This is a genomic window from Haloferax sp. S2CR25, from assembly GCF_031624535.1.
GTDB lineage: Archaea > Halobacteriota > Halobacteria > Halobacteriales > Haloferacaceae > Haloferax > Haloferax massiliensis.
Genome location: NZ_JAMQOO010000002.1, coordinates 231,088 through 245,842 on the forward strand (window position 1 = coordinate 231,088; position 14,755 = coordinate 245,842).

At 68.3% G+C, this 14,755-nt stretch carries 18 protein-coding genes; 8 read left to right on the plus strand and 10 right to left on the minus strand.

Annotated elements, in window-relative coordinates; translation table 11 throughout:
- Entirely contained in the window at window positions 1–297 is a 297-nt protein-coding gene (locus NDI65_RS06460) for a hypothetical protein (RefSeq protein ID WP_089781364.1), read from the minus strand.
- 2 nt (window positions 298–299) lie between these two features.
- The gene (locus NDI65_RS06465) at window positions 300–575 is read right to left on the minus strand and encodes a winged helix-turn-helix domain-containing protein (RefSeq protein ID WP_089781362.1); all 276 of its coding nucleotides are present in this window, start codon (window positions 573–575) and stop codon (window positions 300–302) included.
- 237 nt (window positions 576–812) lie between these two features.
- Here NDI65_RS06465 and NDI65_RS06470 point away from each other — a divergent pair, with 237 nt between their 5' ends.
- The 4 genes from NDI65_RS06470 (at window position 813) to NDI65_RS06485 (ending at window position 4,070) form a co-directional block, all read left to right on the plus strand.
- Window positions 813–965 carry an HVO_2523 family zinc finger protein gene (locus NDI65_RS06470; protein WP_004042510.1) on the plus strand — a complete coding sequence of 51 codons (153 nt, stop codon included), beginning with the start codon at window positions 813–815 and terminating at the stop codon, window positions 963–965.
- Window positions 966–1,133: 168 nt separating this feature from the next.
- The gene (locus NDI65_RS06475) at window positions 1,134–2,153 is read left to right on the plus strand and encodes a phytoene/squalene synthase family protein (RefSeq protein WP_089781736.1); all 1,020 of its coding nucleotides are present in this window, start codon (window positions 1,134–1,136) and stop codon (window positions 2,151–2,153) included.
- A gap of 60 nt (window positions 2,154–2,213) precedes the next feature.
- The gene (locus NDI65_RS06480; RefSeq protein ID WP_089781734.1) at window positions 2,214–2,951 is read left to right on the plus strand and encodes a helix-turn-helix domain-containing protein; all 738 of its coding nucleotides are present in this window, start codon (window positions 2,214–2,216) and stop codon (window positions 2,949–2,951) included.
- Window positions 2,952–3,122: 171 nt separating this feature from the next.
- Window positions 3,123–4,070 carry a DMT family transporter gene (locus tag NDI65_RS06485; protein ID WP_089781360.1) on the plus strand — a complete coding sequence of 316 codons (948 nt, stop codon included), beginning with the start codon at window positions 3,123–3,125 and terminating at the stop codon, window positions 4,068–4,070.
- 32 nt (window positions 4,071–4,102) lie between these two features.
- Here NDI65_RS06485 and cruF read toward each other — a convergent pair whose 3' ends face one another.
- The 3 genes from cruF to crtI are packed head-to-tail and all read right to left on the minus strand — an operon-like array spanning window position 4,103 to window position 7,428.
- A complete protein-coding gene (gene cruF / locus NDI65_RS06490) occupies window positions 4,103–4,984 on the minus strand; it encodes a bisanhydrobacterioruberin hydratase (protein WP_089781358.1) in 882 nt (293 codons plus the stop codon).
- Window positions 4,985–5,008: 24 nt separating this feature from the next.
- Window positions 5,009–5,929, minus strand: a complete 921-nt coding sequence (locus NDI65_RS06495) for a prenyltransferase (protein ID WP_089781356.1) — start codon at window positions 5,927–5,929, stop codon at window positions 5,009–5,011.
- Window positions 5,926–7,428 carry a phytoene desaturase family protein gene (gene crtI, locus NDI65_RS06500; RefSeq protein WP_089781354.1) on the minus strand — a complete coding sequence of 501 codons (1,503 nt, stop codon included), beginning with the start codon at window positions 7,426–7,428 and terminating at the stop codon, window positions 5,926–5,928. The genes NDI65_RS06495 and crtI overlap by 4 nt, the downstream gene beginning before the upstream one ends.
- A 95-nt stretch (window positions 7,429–7,523) precedes the next feature.
- On the opposite strand from crtI, the gene NDI65_RS06505 reads away from it, so the two are divergent.
- Window positions 7,524–8,216 carry an SDR family oxidoreductase gene (locus NDI65_RS06505; RefSeq protein ID WP_310893489.1) on the plus strand — a complete coding sequence of 231 codons (693 nt, stop codon included), beginning with the start codon at window positions 7,524–7,526 and terminating at the stop codon, window positions 8,214–8,216.
- 75 nt (window positions 8,217–8,291) lie between these two features.
- Window positions 8,292–9,113, plus strand: coding sequence for a ZIP family metal transporter (locus NDI65_RS06510; protein WP_310893490.1), 822 nt, complete (start codon window positions 8,292–8,294; stop codon window positions 9,111–9,113).
- Between the two features lie 19 nt (window positions 9,114–9,132).
- Here the strand turns inward: NDI65_RS06510 and NDI65_RS06515 are convergent, their stop codons facing one another.
- The 3 genes from NDI65_RS06515 to NDI65_RS06525 all read right to left on the minus strand — a co-directional run bounded on the left by NDI65_RS06515 (window position 9,133) and on the right by NDI65_RS06525 (window position 11,874).
- Window positions 9,133–10,443: a phosphoribosylamine--glycine ligase gene (locus NDI65_RS06515; RefSeq protein WP_089781350.1), complete on the minus strand. Its 1,311-nt coding sequence runs from the start codon at window positions 10,441–10,443 to the stop codon at window positions 9,133–9,135.
- Window positions 10,444–10,504: 61 nt separating this feature from the next.
- Window positions 10,505–10,876: a hypothetical protein gene (locus tag NDI65_RS06520; protein ID WP_089781347.1), complete on the minus strand. Its 372-nt coding sequence runs from the start codon at window positions 10,874–10,876 to the stop codon at window positions 10,505–10,507.
- Window positions 10,864–11,874, minus strand: a complete 1,011-nt coding sequence (locus tag NDI65_RS06525; protein ID WP_089781345.1) for a PGF-CTERM sorting domain-containing protein — start codon at window positions 11,872–11,874, stop codon at window positions 10,864–10,866. Before NDI65_RS06525 ends, NDI65_RS06520 begins: the two co-directional genes overlap by 13 nt.
- A 163-nt stretch (window positions 11,875–12,037) precedes the next feature.
- On the opposite strand from NDI65_RS06525, the gene NDI65_RS06530 reads away from it, so the two are divergent.
- Window positions 12,038–12,196 (plus strand): DUF1059 domain-containing protein, encoded by a 159-nt coding sequence (locus tag NDI65_RS06530; RefSeq protein WP_089781343.1) that lies wholly within the window; start codon window positions 12,038–12,040, stop codon window positions 12,194–12,196.
- A gap of 50 nt (window positions 12,197–12,246) precedes the next feature.
- A complete protein-coding gene (locus NDI65_RS06535; protein WP_089781340.1) occupies window positions 12,247–12,648 on the plus strand; it encodes a universal stress protein in 402 nt (133 codons plus the stop codon).
- Window positions 12,649–12,678: 30 nt separating this feature from the next.
- Here the strand turns inward: NDI65_RS06535 and NDI65_RS06540 are convergent, their stop codons facing one another.
- Window positions 12,679–13,371 (minus strand): hypothetical protein, encoded by a 693-nt coding sequence (locus tag NDI65_RS06540; RefSeq protein WP_089781733.1) that lies wholly within the window; start codon window positions 13,369–13,371, stop codon window positions 12,679–12,681.
- A gap of 101 nt (window positions 13,372–13,472) precedes the next feature.
- Complete coding sequence (locus tag NDI65_RS06545) at window positions 13,473–14,714, minus strand: TIGR00300 family protein (RefSeq protein WP_089781338.1); 1,242 nt, start codon at window positions 14,712–14,714, stop codon at window positions 13,473–13,475.
- Window positions 14,715–14,755: the final 41 nt, after the last annotated feature.

Below are 14,755 nucleotides of genomic sequence, written 5' to 3' on the forward strand. Positions count from 1 at the left end.
TCACCGGACCGTCACGTAGGTCAGGAACGCCAGCGCGACGAGTTGGAGGCCGCGGAGGACCAACACGGCCTGCTGGACGTGGGGGTCCCCGGAGTAGAGGCTCTGCATCGTGAAAAAGAAGTAGAGCGCGACGGCGTTCTCGACGAGCATGACGACGGCGAACGCGAGCAGGCCGAGGACGAGCGAGGTGCGGAACGTCCGGTAGTTGCGAATCCACACGGCGGTCAGCGCCGCGAGGAGGAGGATGTTCACGCCCGAGAGGGCGCTCGCCGCCACGATTTGGGTGTCCATTGCCATGATCAATCGAGCTGTGTCGCGATCTCTTCGAAGGTGTCGCGGTACCGTTCGAACTGGTCGGTGAGGAAGTACAGTCGCCCGTACTTGTCGCCGCCGGCCTCGACGACGCCGTGGGATTCGAGAGCGTCGAGGTGGTGTCTGACGGTCTTGTAGCCCACGTCGAGTTCGTCGGCGAGGCGGTTCGCGTTCTGCGGGCGCTCCGAGAGGACGCGGATGATGCGGACGCGGTTCTCGCCGCCGCGGGTCGCCGTGAGCAGATACCAGAGCGCCTTTTCCATCGACTGTTCGTTTGGTTGATTGGTCGAGCGCGGTATTATTCTCGCGGGTGCCGTTCGACGCGACGAGTTCGACTCGGCGACGACCGCACATGAGCGTTGTTCCAGTTCCGTACCAAATTCGGGTGGAGTCCGGACGCATCGAGGCCGCCTCGCCACTGGGCCGAGCGAGGCCGGGCCGACTGAGGACCCCGACGACGGCAGTAAGGGATATGTCGGTCGCGTCCTACGAAAACTCGTATGGACGACGACGCCGGACGGAACGCGTGCGCCATCGAGTCCCCGAAGGGCAGACCCTGCCCCTTCTGCGGCACGTCGATGGACCACCGCCACTGCAAGTACGTCTGCCCGGAACACGGGGTCGTCTACGACTGCAGCGACACGTTCTGGTAACGAATCCTGACAGGAGACGCTCGAAACGGGGCCGCCGCGAAGTCGGCGGGTTCGCGGGTTGATTTCACGACGGCACGAAGCGTTATGTCGGCGGCGACCGAACTAATGACTGTCCTCCCCGGTCAGCTCAGTTGGTCCCGAGACGGGCGCGGCCACGAACACGAAACGATGCTCAACGAATCACAGGTCGAGGCGGGAAAAGACATCCAACAGCGGACGGGAAAGACGTTCTACTTCGCGACGCGCCTCCTTCCGGAACGCGTCAGACACGCCACGTACGTCCTGTACGCGTTCTTTCGCGTCGCCGACGAGGTCGTCGACGCCGAGCAGACCGCGCCGCCGGCAACACAGCGCGAGCGCCTCGAACGCCTCCGCGCCGAGGCGCTCGGCGAGACGGAGACCGACGACCCCGTCCTGTCGGCGTTCGCCGAGCTCAGAGAGCGCTACGGCATCGACCCCGACGACGTGAACGTCTTCATCGACGCGATGGAGTCGGACATCGAGAAGGACCGCTACGAGACCTACGAGGAGTTAGAGACGTACATGGACGGGTCGGCGTCGGCGGTCGGCCGGATGATGACCGCAGTCATGCGGCCCGACGACCCCGAGGCGGCGCTCCCGCACGCGACGGCGCTCGGGCAGGCGTTCCAGATGTCGAACTTTCTCCGCGACGTGGGCGAAGACGTGGTCGAACGCGACCGAGTCTACCTGCCGCGGACGACGCTGGACCGCCACGGCGTCGATACCGAACAGATTCTCGCGCTGGAGTTCGACGAGCGCGTCGCCGACGTGATGCGCGACGAACTCCGCCGAACGGAGTCGCTGTACCGCGACGGCGTCGCCGGCATCGAGTACCTCCCGGCGGACTGCCAGTTCCCGGTGTTGCTCTCGGCGGTGCTGTACGCCGACCACCACCGGTCGATTCGAAAGCTCGGCTACGACACGCTCACGACGACGCCCGAACTGAGCTTCGGGCGAAAGCTCGCGCTCCTCGCGAAGACCGCGGCGTACTGGGCCGTCTGGCGCGACCCCGTGGCCGTGTTCAAGGCCGTCAGCGTCGTCCCCTACCCCGACGACGACGAACTCGACGCGGAGTTCGGCCCCGGTTCGACGCCGGCCACCCGCGCTCGGCGGAGCGGGCGCGTCTCTGGGTGGCTCCGGTCGCTGAGCCGCTGGGGCTCCGACTGAGCCACGCGCGATTTTTCCGCGACTGAAACGATTTACTGGATGGCCGACAGAGCCCACGGCATGCATCGCGTCACCCTCGACACCCGGTTAGACGACTGTCCGCTGGGACGGGTGACCGCCGCGCACGACGTGACGCTGACCACGCCGTACTGGAATCTCTCGCCCGAGACGGGACGGTGCGACCTCTGGGTCGAAGCCTCGTCGCCGGGGCGGGCCCAGTTGGAGTCCGGCATGCGCGCGCTCAGAGACGCCGACGGCGTCGCCCGCTTCGAACTGAAGCGGAAGCGCGGGTCGAACGCGACGGCTCACGTCGTACTCGAAGAGACGGTCGCCATCGAGACGGTCATGGCCAACGGCGGCGCGGTCATCGCTCCGTTCCGCGACAGAGACGGCTGGGAGCGGTGGCATCTCGGCTTCGCCGAACCCCGCGCCGCGGCCGCGACCCTCGACTCGCTCGACCGCCGCTACGAACTCGCCGTCGTCGAGCAGGCCCCGCTCGGCGGGTCGGCCGCGGCCGACGTCTTCCGGAACTTCGACGAGGCCGCGACGCTCCTCGACGGCTGTGCCCGGCTCACCGAGGCCGAGTCGCGGGTGCTCCGCACGGCGGTCGAACACGGCTACTACGAGACGCCGCGAGGGGAGTCGCTCGCGTCTCTCGGCGAACGGTGCGGCGTCTCCGACGTGGCCATCTCGAAGACGCTCCGGCGCGCGGAGCGAAAGCTCCTCGGGGCCGCCGTCTCCGCGCTCGCCGACCTCGACACCGACCGGCTGAACGTCGGGGGCGGCGACGGACGTTAGCATACTAACCGTCGGCTACTCCGGGGTCGCGGGCGTTCGTTTCGGTAATGAGCGCACACGCCGACGCGCCGCGTTCGACCGTGGACCGGACGTCGCCGGCCCCCGACGTACCGCCGCGAACGACCGCAATCGACGCCGCCACGCCTCCGTCTCGCGGGTTGACGCGCCACCATGGTCGGTGAGTCGCCTCTCGCCGGTCGGTACCGAGACGCCGCCCTGTTCGTGTTCTTGGCGGCGATATGGGGCGGGACCTACCCCGCGGTGACGGTCGGGCTGGAGTCGTTCCCGCCGATTCTGTACGCCGCGCTCCGGCTCGACCTCGGCGCGGCTCTCCTGTTGCTGTACGCGGGGTGGCGCACCGACTACTGGCGGCCCCGCACGCGACGCGACTGGGCGGTCGTCGCGGCGGCCGGTCTCCTGACGCTCGGCGGGTACGGCGTCCTCCAGAACATCGGCCAGCAGACCGTCCCGAGCGCGGTCGCGTCGGTGCTCGCGGGGCTGATTCCGATACTGACTATCGGGTTCGCGAAACTGTGGCTCCCCGACGAGCGGTTCGGCCCGGTCGAACTGCTCGGCGTCGCCGTCGGCTTCCTCGGACTCGTCGTCATCACCGACCCGGACCCGTCGAACCTCCTCGGGGGGAACGCCGTCGGACAGGCGATACTGGTGCTGGCCGCGGCGTCCTTCGCGCTCGGCGGCGTGCTCACCCAGCGAATCGAGAGCGAGATGCCGTTCGCCGCGCAGACCGCGTGGGCGATGGTCGTCGGCGCCGCCTTGAGCCACCTCGCCAGCGCCGCGAGTCCGACGGAGTCGCTGGCGCAGGTTGACGTGTCGCTCGCGGGCGTCGCCGGCCTCGTCTACCTCGGCGTGTTCGTGAGCGCGGTCGGCTACCTGCTGTACTTCTCGCTTCTCCCCAGACTCGGCTCCGTCGAACTCAACCTCATCACCTACGTCATCGCCGGATTCGGAACCGTCTACAGCTGGTTCCTGTTCACCGAACCCGTGACCGCGACCACGCTTCTCGGGTTCGGCCTCGTCCTCCTCGGCTTCGCCTTGCTCAAGTGGGAGCGAATCGGGGCCGCCTACCGAGGGCGTCGGCGCGGCGTCGAATCGGACTGAAAACAGCCGCTTGAGAACACCGACGCTCAGGATCAGGACCGCCACGGCAACCGCCGCGGAAGCCGCAGGAGCCGCGAGTCGAACCGGTCCGTCTTGAGCAGTCCGACGCCGAACAGCGCCGCGACCGCGACGGGAACCCAGTTGCCGAACCACGCGTTGATGCCGCCCCAGAGGATGACGAAGCTCACGAGGTCGTCGAGCATGAACTCCGTGCGGTCGAGGCGGGCGAGAAGCGCCTCGCGGTCGAACGACCAGTCGAGCGCGACGACGGCGACGGTCGCGCTGACGACCCAGCCGGCGTAGTTCGAAAGCGGGACGCCGTAGAACAGGTGCGCGTCGTCGGCGAGGCGGTAGTACTCCCAGAAGCCGAGCGCGACCGCGCCGGGGTCGAGCACCACGTCCATGGCGAGGACGGCTGCGATGACGACGCCGAGGCGGACGGCCCCGTTGCGGGCGCGGTCGCCCAGCAGGAGCAGACACAGCAGGTAGGCGTTCATCACGAGCGGAATGAAAAACACCGGCAGGCCGACCGGGACCCCGGCGACCGTCGGCCCGAGGTCGACGCCGTAGTGGAACCAGCCGTAGGGCCAGCCCGTGGTGACGCCGGTGTACTCGATGGCGTAGGCGTAGGCGGTGAGCGCGCCGACGCCGAGTGCGGCCCGCCGCGTCACGAGCGGGAGGACGCCCACGACGAGCGGCGAGCGCATCACGAGCGTCCCGAGGAGGATGAGAAACGCGTTGAACGCCAGCGGGTCGGGGAGCCAGCCCATCGCGCTGGCGACGAGGAGCACCGCGCCGTTCAGCGGGAAGAACACCGAGATGGTAAAGCGGTTGTCGCGCACCAGCCGGTCGAGCGCGTCCTCGGCCTCGTCCCGGGTGGACGGCAGGCGCGCTCGCAGGTCGCTCTCGCTCACGGACGCACCTCCGGGGACTCGCCTTCACCCATAGACGAGCCTCCAGAGCGCCCCGAGGGTGATGAGCATACCGACGACGGTGTTGATGACGGGGTACCACCAGTACGCCCGGTCCACGTCGACGCCGGCGGCGACGATGCCGAAGACGACGACCGGATAGGCCGCCAAGAGCGCGCCGAGGCGGGGGTCGACCGCGGCGAAGGCGACGGCGGCGAGCGCCCACGTCGCGGCGCAGTACCAGTAGGTCCGGCGCTCGCCCAGGGCCGTCGCAGTCGTCCGAATCCCGGCCTCGCGGTCGGGTTCGATGTCGGGAATCGCGGAGAACGTGTGCATCCCCATCGTCCAGAGCCACGCGCCCGCGACGGCGAGCATCGGGGGGTTCGACCCCGAGACGGCCGCGTAGGCGGCGACGCCCGGCAGGACGTACAGCCCGTTCGACACCGAGTCGAGAAGCGGCGTCGTCTTGAACCGAAGCGGCGGCGCGCTGTACTCGACGGCGAGGAAGAAGTGCGCGGCGAGCCACGGCCACGCCACCCGCGGAACGAGCGCGAACAGGCCGAGTCCGAGCAGGCCGCTGGCGGCGACGACGGCGGTGTTCACGGGGTCGCCGCGCCAGCGGGCCTCGCGGTCGTCCTTCTTGGGATTCGCCTCGTCCACGTCGGCGTCGAACACGTCGTTGACGCCGTAGAGAAAGACGTTCGCGGGGACGAGGAAGTACGCGAACAGGGCGAGCGGTTCGAGGCCGAACAGGTCGCTCGGGGCGCTCGCGGCGGCCGCGACGCCGACGACGACGGGGCCGGCGAGATAGAGCCAGAATCGGGGGCGCGAGAGGACCGCGAGGTAGACGAGGCGGTCCCGCAGACCGGTGTCTGTTCGTCCGTCGCCCTCTCGTTCGCCGTCGTCAGCGTCTCCGGTCTCGGTCTGTGCGGCCATGTCGGCGCTCACCTCGCGTCGTCGGCCATCTCCTCGACGGTGAGCTGGCCGCTGATGAGACACATCGGGACGCCGATGCCCGGCGTGGTGAACGAGCCGGTGAAGTAGAGGCCGTCGACCGCCTCGGAGCCGTGCGGCGGGCGGAGCAGCGCCGTCTGGAACAGCGTGTGCGCGAGACCGAGGGCGGTGCCCTGCGTGCTGTTGTAGCGCTCCTTGAAGTCGTTCACGCAGAACGACTCCTCGACGACGATTCTGTCGCGCAGGTCGACGCCGGTGTTGTCGGCGATGTCGTCGAGGACGAGATCGCGGTACGACTCGCGCTGTTCGGGCGTGTCCTCCAGTCCGGCCGCGATTGGGACGAGCGCGAACAGGTTGCTGTGGCCCTCGGGTGCGACCGAGTCGTCGGTCTTCGACGGCACACAGAGGTAGTACGCGGGGTCGTCGGGCCACGACGGGTCGTCGAATATCGTCTCGAAGTGGTCGTCCCAGTCGGTGGGGAGGACGAGCGTGTGGTGGGCGAGTTCGTCCACGTCGCCCTCGACGCCGAGGTAGAGCAGGAACGCCGAGGGGGCGTACGTTCGGGAGTCCCAGTAGTCGGCGTCGTACTGGCGCTTTCTCTCCGGGAGGAGTTCCTGTTCGGTGTGGGCGTAGTCGGCGTCGGAGACGACCTGGTCGCAGAGGAACTCGCGGCCGTCCTCGGTGCGGACGGCGAAGCCGCCGCGGCGACCGGCGATTTCGGCGACGGGCGAGTCGGTGTGGAACTCGACGCCCAACTCCTCTGCGAGGTCGACGATGGCGTCGACGACGCCCGCGAGGCCGCCGTCGGGGTAGTAGACGCCCATGTTGAAGTCGACGTGGCTCATGAGGTTGTAGAGCGCGGGCGTGTTGTTCGGCGCGCCGCCGAGGAACACCAGCGTGTACTGCATTATCTGCTGGAGCTTCGGGTGGTCGAAGTAGTTCTCGACGTGGTCCTGCATCGAGCCGACGAGCGACAGCCCCCACGAGTACCGGAACACGTCGAGGTCGATGTAGTCGGTGAGGTCCGGGCGGTCGGTGTAGACGAAGTGTTCCATCCCGATGCGGTAGTTCCGCTCGGCCTTCCGGAGGTAGTCGTCGAGCCTGTCGCCAGCGCCGGGTTCGTACGACTCGAAGGTGGCCTTGTTGGCCGCCACGTCGGGGAGCATGTCCACGCGGTCGCCGTCCTTGAAGAAGATGCGGTAGTGCGGGTCGAGCCGCGTCAGTCCGTAGTAGTCCTCGGGCCGCTTGCCGAAGTAGGCGAAGAATCGCTCGAACACGTCGGGCATGAGGTACCACGACGGCCCCATGTCGAACCGGAAGCCGTCGCGTTCGAGCGTGCTGGCTCGGCCGCCGAGCTGTTCGTTCTTCTCCAACAGCGTCACGTCGGCGCCGGCGTCGGCGAGGTAGCACGCTGTGGAGAGACCGCCGAAGCCGCCGCCGACGACGACGACGGACTCCCCGGCGAGGGAGTCGAGAGCCGAGACAGAATTCATGTCCGTTCGTACGGACGTAGAGGGGATAAATCGACTGACCGAACCGACCGCCGACGGGGGGTAGCTTTAGGCTCGGTCCCTCCTTACGGCCCCGCATGAACGACACCACCGCGGTGGTCACGGGTGCGAGTTCCGGCATCGGCGCGGCGGTCGCGCGCGCCCTCGGTCGCGCCGGCGCGACGGTCGTCGTCTGCGCCCGCGACGCCGACGCCCTCCGGGCTGTCGTCGACGACATCGAGGGCGGCGGCGGCACCGCCAGCGCCGTCCGCGCCGACGTGCGCGACGAACTCGACATGGAGCGCCTGATGGAGACGGCGGCCCGCTCCGGCGGGGAAATCGACGTGCTCGTCGCCAACGCCGCCGTCGCCCACGGGACGCCCGGCGAGATGCCCGCGCCCGAGGAGTCCTACGCGGCGTTCGACGACACCCTCCGAACGAACGTCCGCGGCGTCTTCGCGGCGGTCAAAGAGGCGCTCCCGCACATGGCCGACGACGGGCGAATCCTCGTCCCCTCCGGCTCCGTCGCCCGCGAGGCGAAGCCCGGAATGGGCGCGTACGCCGTCTCCAAGGCGGCCGCCGAGGCGCTCGTTCGGCAGTTCGCCGCCGACTGCGACCGGACCGTGACGGTCGTCGACCCCGGCCTCGTCGCCACCGACCTCACCGGCGGACAGGGCCGCGACCCCGACGACGTGGCCGACCTGTTCGTCTGGGCGGCGACCGACGCCGACCCCGCCGAGTTCGACGGCGATATCGCGGACCTCAAGGCGTGGAAGCGGGCGACGCGCTGAGGTCTCTCGCCGTTTCGACCCCCGCGCTCCGCCGGAACCGCGCCCCTTATTAATCCGAACCATTTCGTTCATAATATGAACCGTTCGACGGCCATCGGCGCGGGGAGCGTCGTGGCGCTCGTCTCGCTCTCCGGGTACGCCGCGAGCGCCGAGGCGTGGGACCTGCTTATCGTCTCGTGGGCCGCTTTCGGCGCGATGGCGTTCGCCGCGCCGCTCGGCGCGCGGAGTCGGGCCGAACACGCCGAGGGACTCGTGTGGGGCTACGGCCTCGCCAGCGGCGCGATGGTGACGAGCGCCGCGGTGTTTCTGGTCCCGCAGGCGCTCGGTCACCACCCCCAGTTCGGCGGCTTCGGCATCGCGTTCGGTATCCTCACTGGCTTCGCCGCCCATACCGTCGGCCATCGATTCGCCCACATGGACTTGCCTATCGACCGCACCGTGGCGGAGCTCTCGGCACACGCGGTCTCCGCGGGCGCGATTATCGGCATCGTCTACGGCAACATCGACGTGGGCGTCGGTCTCGGCCTCGCCATCGTCTCGCACAAGGGCCCGGCCGGTTACGCCGCCGCCCGCCGGCTCTCGGGACAGGACCGGTCGGTCGCGCCGTTGCTCCTCCCCGCGGCGGGCCTCGGCATCGCCGCCATCGTCTCCAGCGCCGTGTCGCTCCCGGCGACCGACGCCTTCCGCGGCCTCGTCTTCGGCTTCGCCTCCGGCGTGTTCCTCCACGTCGCCATGGACTTCCTCCCGCGCTGTGAAATCGGGAGCGAGATTCACGAACTCCTGTCTGTCGAAGACGGCCACGCTCACGAGATTCTCGACCGCCTCAGGTTCCACGCCGCGCTGAGCACCGCCGTCGGCGGCCTCGCCGTCTTCGCCGCGTGGCTGGCGCTCAGTTGATCGGGTCCCGACGAATCGACTACTCGTCGGCCGGGCCGAGGTAGCCCCACGCGAGCAGTCGGTCGCCGTCGCCGCTTATCCACCGCTCCCCGATGTCGTCTCGGTAGTACAGGTTCGGGATGACGATGTCGTCGACGCGGTCGTACGCCTGTCTTCTCGCCTCCTGCATCGTCTCGCCCTTGCCGGTGACGACGAGCGGGATACCGCTCTCACCGGCGGCGCGCCACTGCCCGTCGACGAGCTTCGCGTCCTCGATGTGGACGCCCTCGCGGCTGTCGGTCTCGAAGACGACCGCCGCGTTCCGCGAGTTCTCGTCGTAGGTCTTCTCGTCGGTGAAGGGGAACGGCGGCAGGACGATGCGGACCGCGATTTGGAAGCCGTTGTGGACCGAGAGGTCGGGGTCGTTGCCGTGGGCGAGGTCGTAGAAGAACTGCGCGGTCGACGACTCGAACGACTCCTCTTGGAGCGTAATCGTCGGGTAGCCGAACCGCGGGGTGAACTCCAGCGGTGAGATGCCGTGTTCGTTGACGATGCAGTTGATGTCGATGCTCCCGACGTAGCCCTCCGCGGCGAGCCACGGTTCGAGCCGGCCCAGCGTCTCCTCGAACAGCCGATTCCGCCCGGCCCAGAACATCGACGTGCCCATCTCGCCGGTCGAGGGGCCGATGTTGCCCGGAAACAGCTTCTTGTGCTCGAAGTTGAAGTTCACCGGGTCGACGAACGTCTCCCCGTTGAAGAAGCCGCAGACCGCGATTTCGACGCCCTCGACCTTCCGCTGGAGCTGAAAGCCCTTCATCCGGTGGCCCCACGCCTCCTTATACGCGCGGAGCACCTCGACCACGTCGCTGCCGTCGTCCTCGTTGCCGACGTAGAGCAGGCGCTTCACGTTCTGGACCTCTCCGAGCGGCTTGATGACGTAGGGCGCGCGGTTCCGCCGGACGTACTCGATTCCCTCGTCGAAGTCGCGGAAGACGCGCTGTTCGACCGTGTTGACGCCGTGTTCTTCGAGCACCTCCATCGCGTAGCCGCGATCCTCTTCGAGACGGTCGGTGTTCGGCGTCCCGCCGACGACGGCGTGTCCCTCCTCGCGGAGTTCCTGCGCCAGCGCGCCGGTCCCGATGTCGGAGCCGACCCAGATGTCGTCGAAGACGACGACGTCGGCCCAGTCGACCTCCGCGCGCCAGTCGTCGGTCTTCGGGACGAAGCCGTCGCCGATTTCCCTGTCGCGCTCGGCCTCGATGTAGTACCGCACGTCGTGGCCCTCCCTGTGGACCTGCCACGCGAGGTCGGTGATGAGCGCGGCGTCCGCCGACACGAAGAGGAAGTTCATAGCCGACGACTCGGGCGGCGGCCTGAAAACTGTGTGGTGGTGAGCTACCCCTCGGCGCGGCTCAGTCGCTCGTCAGCCGGCGAAGCTGGACGGAGACGCCGAGCGCCGCCCCGAGGAGCAACACGAGGTTGAACGCCGCTTGGAACGGCGCGCGGTACTCGGGGTTCACCCACGTCGTGATGGTCTGACTCGCGTTGAGGTAGAACTGTAGCGCCGCGATGAGCGCGAGCAACAGCAGTCCCGCGAGGACCGCGTAGTCGAGGTAGCGGCGCATCCGCTCCGCGAACTCGCGGTTCTCGCTTTCCTCGTCGTCGGCCGGGTCCGTGGGCTCTCGAAGCCTGTCCACGCCGGTCGCGTCGTCGTCGGCCGTCGGTGGCTCGTCGGTCGTCGACCGCTCCGTCTCCGTCCGCGTCTCGTCGCTCATTGCGACCACCTCCGGGCGACGAAGACGGCCGCGAGCAGTCCCACGACCGCCAGTATCGGGCCGAAGCCGGGTGCCGACGAGGAGGTCTCGACGGGTTCGTTGTCGGTCTCTCGCGGCGCGTCGCCGCCGTCGCCGTTCTCGAAGTCTTCGACGCGGAGTTCCACGTCCTCTCTGGTCTGGTTCACGCTAATCGTCCTCGTTGGGTTCAGGTTCGCCGCGCCGCGAGCGGTGTCGATGACGACTCCGTCGCGGAGCAACACGGCGTCGATGTAGTAGTTGTAGTCGTTCGGCACGCTCGCCGACGCGTCCACCGTCTCGGTCCGACCGGCCTCGATGGTCCCCGCGTCGACCGTCGTCCGGGAGGCGACGATGTTGGACTCGGCCTGCCGGAGGACGAACAGCACCGAGAGCTCCTCGGCCGGGTCGTCGCCGGCGTTCGTCAGCGTCGCCGTCAGGTCGAGCGTCGTCCGGTCCTCGCCGGTCTCCGCGATGGCGAACGACACCGGCGGGAGCGCCTCGCTGTCGGTGAACGAGGTGGTCGACCGGAGGTACGGCGGCTTGATGGCCGAGACGCCGCGGACGCTCTTTCGCGCCTCGTCGACCCGCTCGTCGTCGCTGTAGAGGACGACCTCGACGTCGTAGCCGCCCTCGCGGGGCACCGTGAGGTTGGTCGTCGTCGCCGTCTCACCGTCCTTCGAGAGCGTCCCGACGTCGAGTTCCTGCGTCGTCGTCAGCAGTCCCGACTCGGCGTCGACGGCGCGGACGAGCACGCTCACGTTCTCCGTCGGGTTGCCTCGGTGGTCGATTCGCGTCTCGATTTCGAGCGTGACCGTCTCCCCCGTCGCCTCCCCGGCCGCGATGGAGACGCCGGCGACGTCCACCGGGCCGGGACGGACGGGCCCGTCGTCGGTCGGGTCCGCGACGACCCCCGGAACGACGGCGGCGGCGACGAGCGCCACGACGACGACGCCGACCGCCCCGGCGGTGAGGAGGGCGTTTCTTTCCATACCCGAGTGACATTTACGATCCGGTATATGTTTTGTCCCCGATGGGTTCGGAGAGCGGCTGACGTGCCGGCGACGACACGGTTTCAGGAATCCGCCCGCCGGCGGGAGTGTCTCGGCGGGGGTGAACACACGCTTTGGCTCCGGAGCGCGTATCTGTACTGCTATGTCGAAGGCGATGCAGCAGGCGACGTGTTCGTGCGGGTTCAGCGTGACCTCGGAGAACAGAAACGAGGTGGTGAAAGTGATTCAGGGACACGCCCACGACGAACACGGGAAAGCGATGACGAGAGACGACGTGCTGGCGATGATGCGGCCGGCCTGACGAGCGCGGTCGGGCGTGGATTTTTATAGGACGGCGTAGCGATATGGGGCATGGCAACATACGTTATCGGGACGAACTCGGTCCACACGAGCGCCGAAGTCTGCGACTATCTCTCGCGGCGAATCGACGCCGGCGACGTGCTCCACGTCGTCAACTCCCACCGCGGCGGCGACGAGACCGACAGCGAGGACGTCCGCGACGGCGAGGACGCCCTGAACGTCGTGACGTCTCGGCTCGGCGACCTCGTGGACGTGGAGACCCACCAGTACATCCGCGGCAACGACGCCGCCGACGACATCCTCCAGTGCGCCGACGAACAGGACGCCGACGAAATCGTCATCGGCATCCGAAAGCGCAATCCGACCTCGAAAATCGTCTTCGGGAGCACGGCACAGGACGTGCTTTTGAACTCGAACATCCCGATGGCGGTCGTCCCGCTGGAAAAAGTCTGATCGTCGCGTCCGAAGTCGCCCGCGGCCGCGCTAGTCTCCGGCTCGGTACTCGACGAGTTCCATCTCGAACGCCGGAGTTTCGTCGCCCTCCTCCTCGTAGAACGCCACGTAGCCCGGCAGCGGGCTCTCCGGCGTGACGCAGCTCTCCCAGAAGACGCTGCCGTTCGTCCGGACGACGAAGTTCGCACATTCGAGGCCGGCGTAGGTCGATAGCGCTTCGACCTCGAAGCTCACGGTCCCGTTCGCGCCCGAGGACTCCCAGCTGTCGCCGACGCTGAGAGTCTCGCCGTCGACGCCGCTGTAGTACGGCGAGTCGAACCCGAGGGTGGCGACCGACCCCGACGGGCTTCCGGCGAGTTCGCCGTACACCTCGTCCGGCGGCGCGGTCACGGTCTGCTCGCTCGTCCCGTTTGGCGTGACCAGTCTCGTCCGAACCGTCACCTCGTCGTCGGTCGCGGAGACGACCTCCCACTCGTAGGTGGCGGTGCCGTCGATGTTCGAGCTCTCGATGTCGTAGCGGTAGTACTGCCCGGTCCGGTACTGCTGGTCCCACGTCCCGTTAAACGTGACCGAGGAGCGTTCTGCGGCGGCGTCACCGCTCTGGTCGGTCGACTCGGCGGCGGCCGTCGTCGCGTCCGTCGCCGGTTCGGTCGCGGTCGTGGCGTCGCCGCCGACGCCGCCCCCGCACCCGGCGAGGAGAATCATGACTGCGGCGAGGAGCACTCGCGCTGCTTTGGGTTGCATACAGGACACGAGAGACCACCCGGGGTCATAATAGACACGTCAGACGGCGCACCGCGGCGGAACGGGCGGGGGCGACCCGGTCAGTTGTCGTCGTCGGCTTCGAGCACCTTCTCGGCGAGCGTCGGCACGAACGTTCCGATGTCCGTGACCATGCCGATGGCCTGCGAGGAGCCGCGGTCGAGCAGTTGCGTGACGGTCGCGGGGTTGATGTCCACGCAGACGGTCTTGGCCGTCGAGGGCAGGCAGTTGCCGACGGCGACCGAGTGCAGGAGCGTCGAGAGCATGAGCACCATGTCGGCGCGGTGGGCCTGCTCGCGGATGGCGTTCTGCGCCTCGATGGTGTCGGTGATGGTGTCCGGCAGCGGGCCGTCGTCCCGAATCGACCCCGCGAGGACGTACGGCACGTCGTGTTTCACGCACTCGTACATCACGCCCGATTCGATGAGTCCCTCCTCGACCGCCTCGGCGATGCCGCCGGCGCGGATGACCTCGCTTATCGTGTAGATGTGGTGTTTGTGGCCCTTCCGGGGGTGTTCCATCGTCTCCATGTCCATCCCGAGGGAGGTGCCGTACAGCCCGCGCTCGATGTCGTGGGTGGCGAAGCCGTTGCCGGCCGAAATCATGTCCACGTAGCCCTCGCGGACGAGGTCGGCGAGGGCGTCGCCGCCGCCCGAATGGATGAGCGCCGGCCCGGCGACGACGAGGACGTTCCCGCCGTCTGCCTTGGTCTCGCGGAGCGCGTCGGCGACCTCGCCGATGAGCGACTCCGAGGGGCGCTCCGAGGAGACGCCGCCCTGCATGAACCCGAAGGGGCCGGAGGAATCGCGGGGGCGCTCCGGCGGCTTGACGCGAATCCCCGCCTCGTCGGTGACGACGAGGTCGCCCTCCTCGATGCCGTTGAGGACCTTCGTGTAGGCGCGCGGGCCGTCGTCGGTCTCCTCGACGACTATCGCGCAGTCCATCTCGATATTCTCGACCGGGAGCCACTCGCCGCGATACCGAACGTCGGTCGGGTGGTTCGTCGTCGAGTAAAATCCCACGGGGACGACCCGGTCGGCCGGCGAGGCCTCGACGCGGGCGTCGACGGGGTCCGTGAGGTTCGCGCCGATCTGGTGGAGCTCGTGCAGTATCTCCTGGAGCGTCTCGCGGTCGCCCGCGGTCACCGACATCCGGCAGTAGGACGGCTCGTCTTTCTGCCGCCCGACGTCGAACTGCTCGACGTCGAAGTCGCCGCCGAGGTCCATCACGATACCCATGGCCTGTTGCATCATCCCCGAGTCGATGATGTGGCCGTCGAGTTCGACCGTGCGCGTGAACGTCATCGACGGAGAGACGAGAACGGTGGCAAAGTGGGTTACGGACG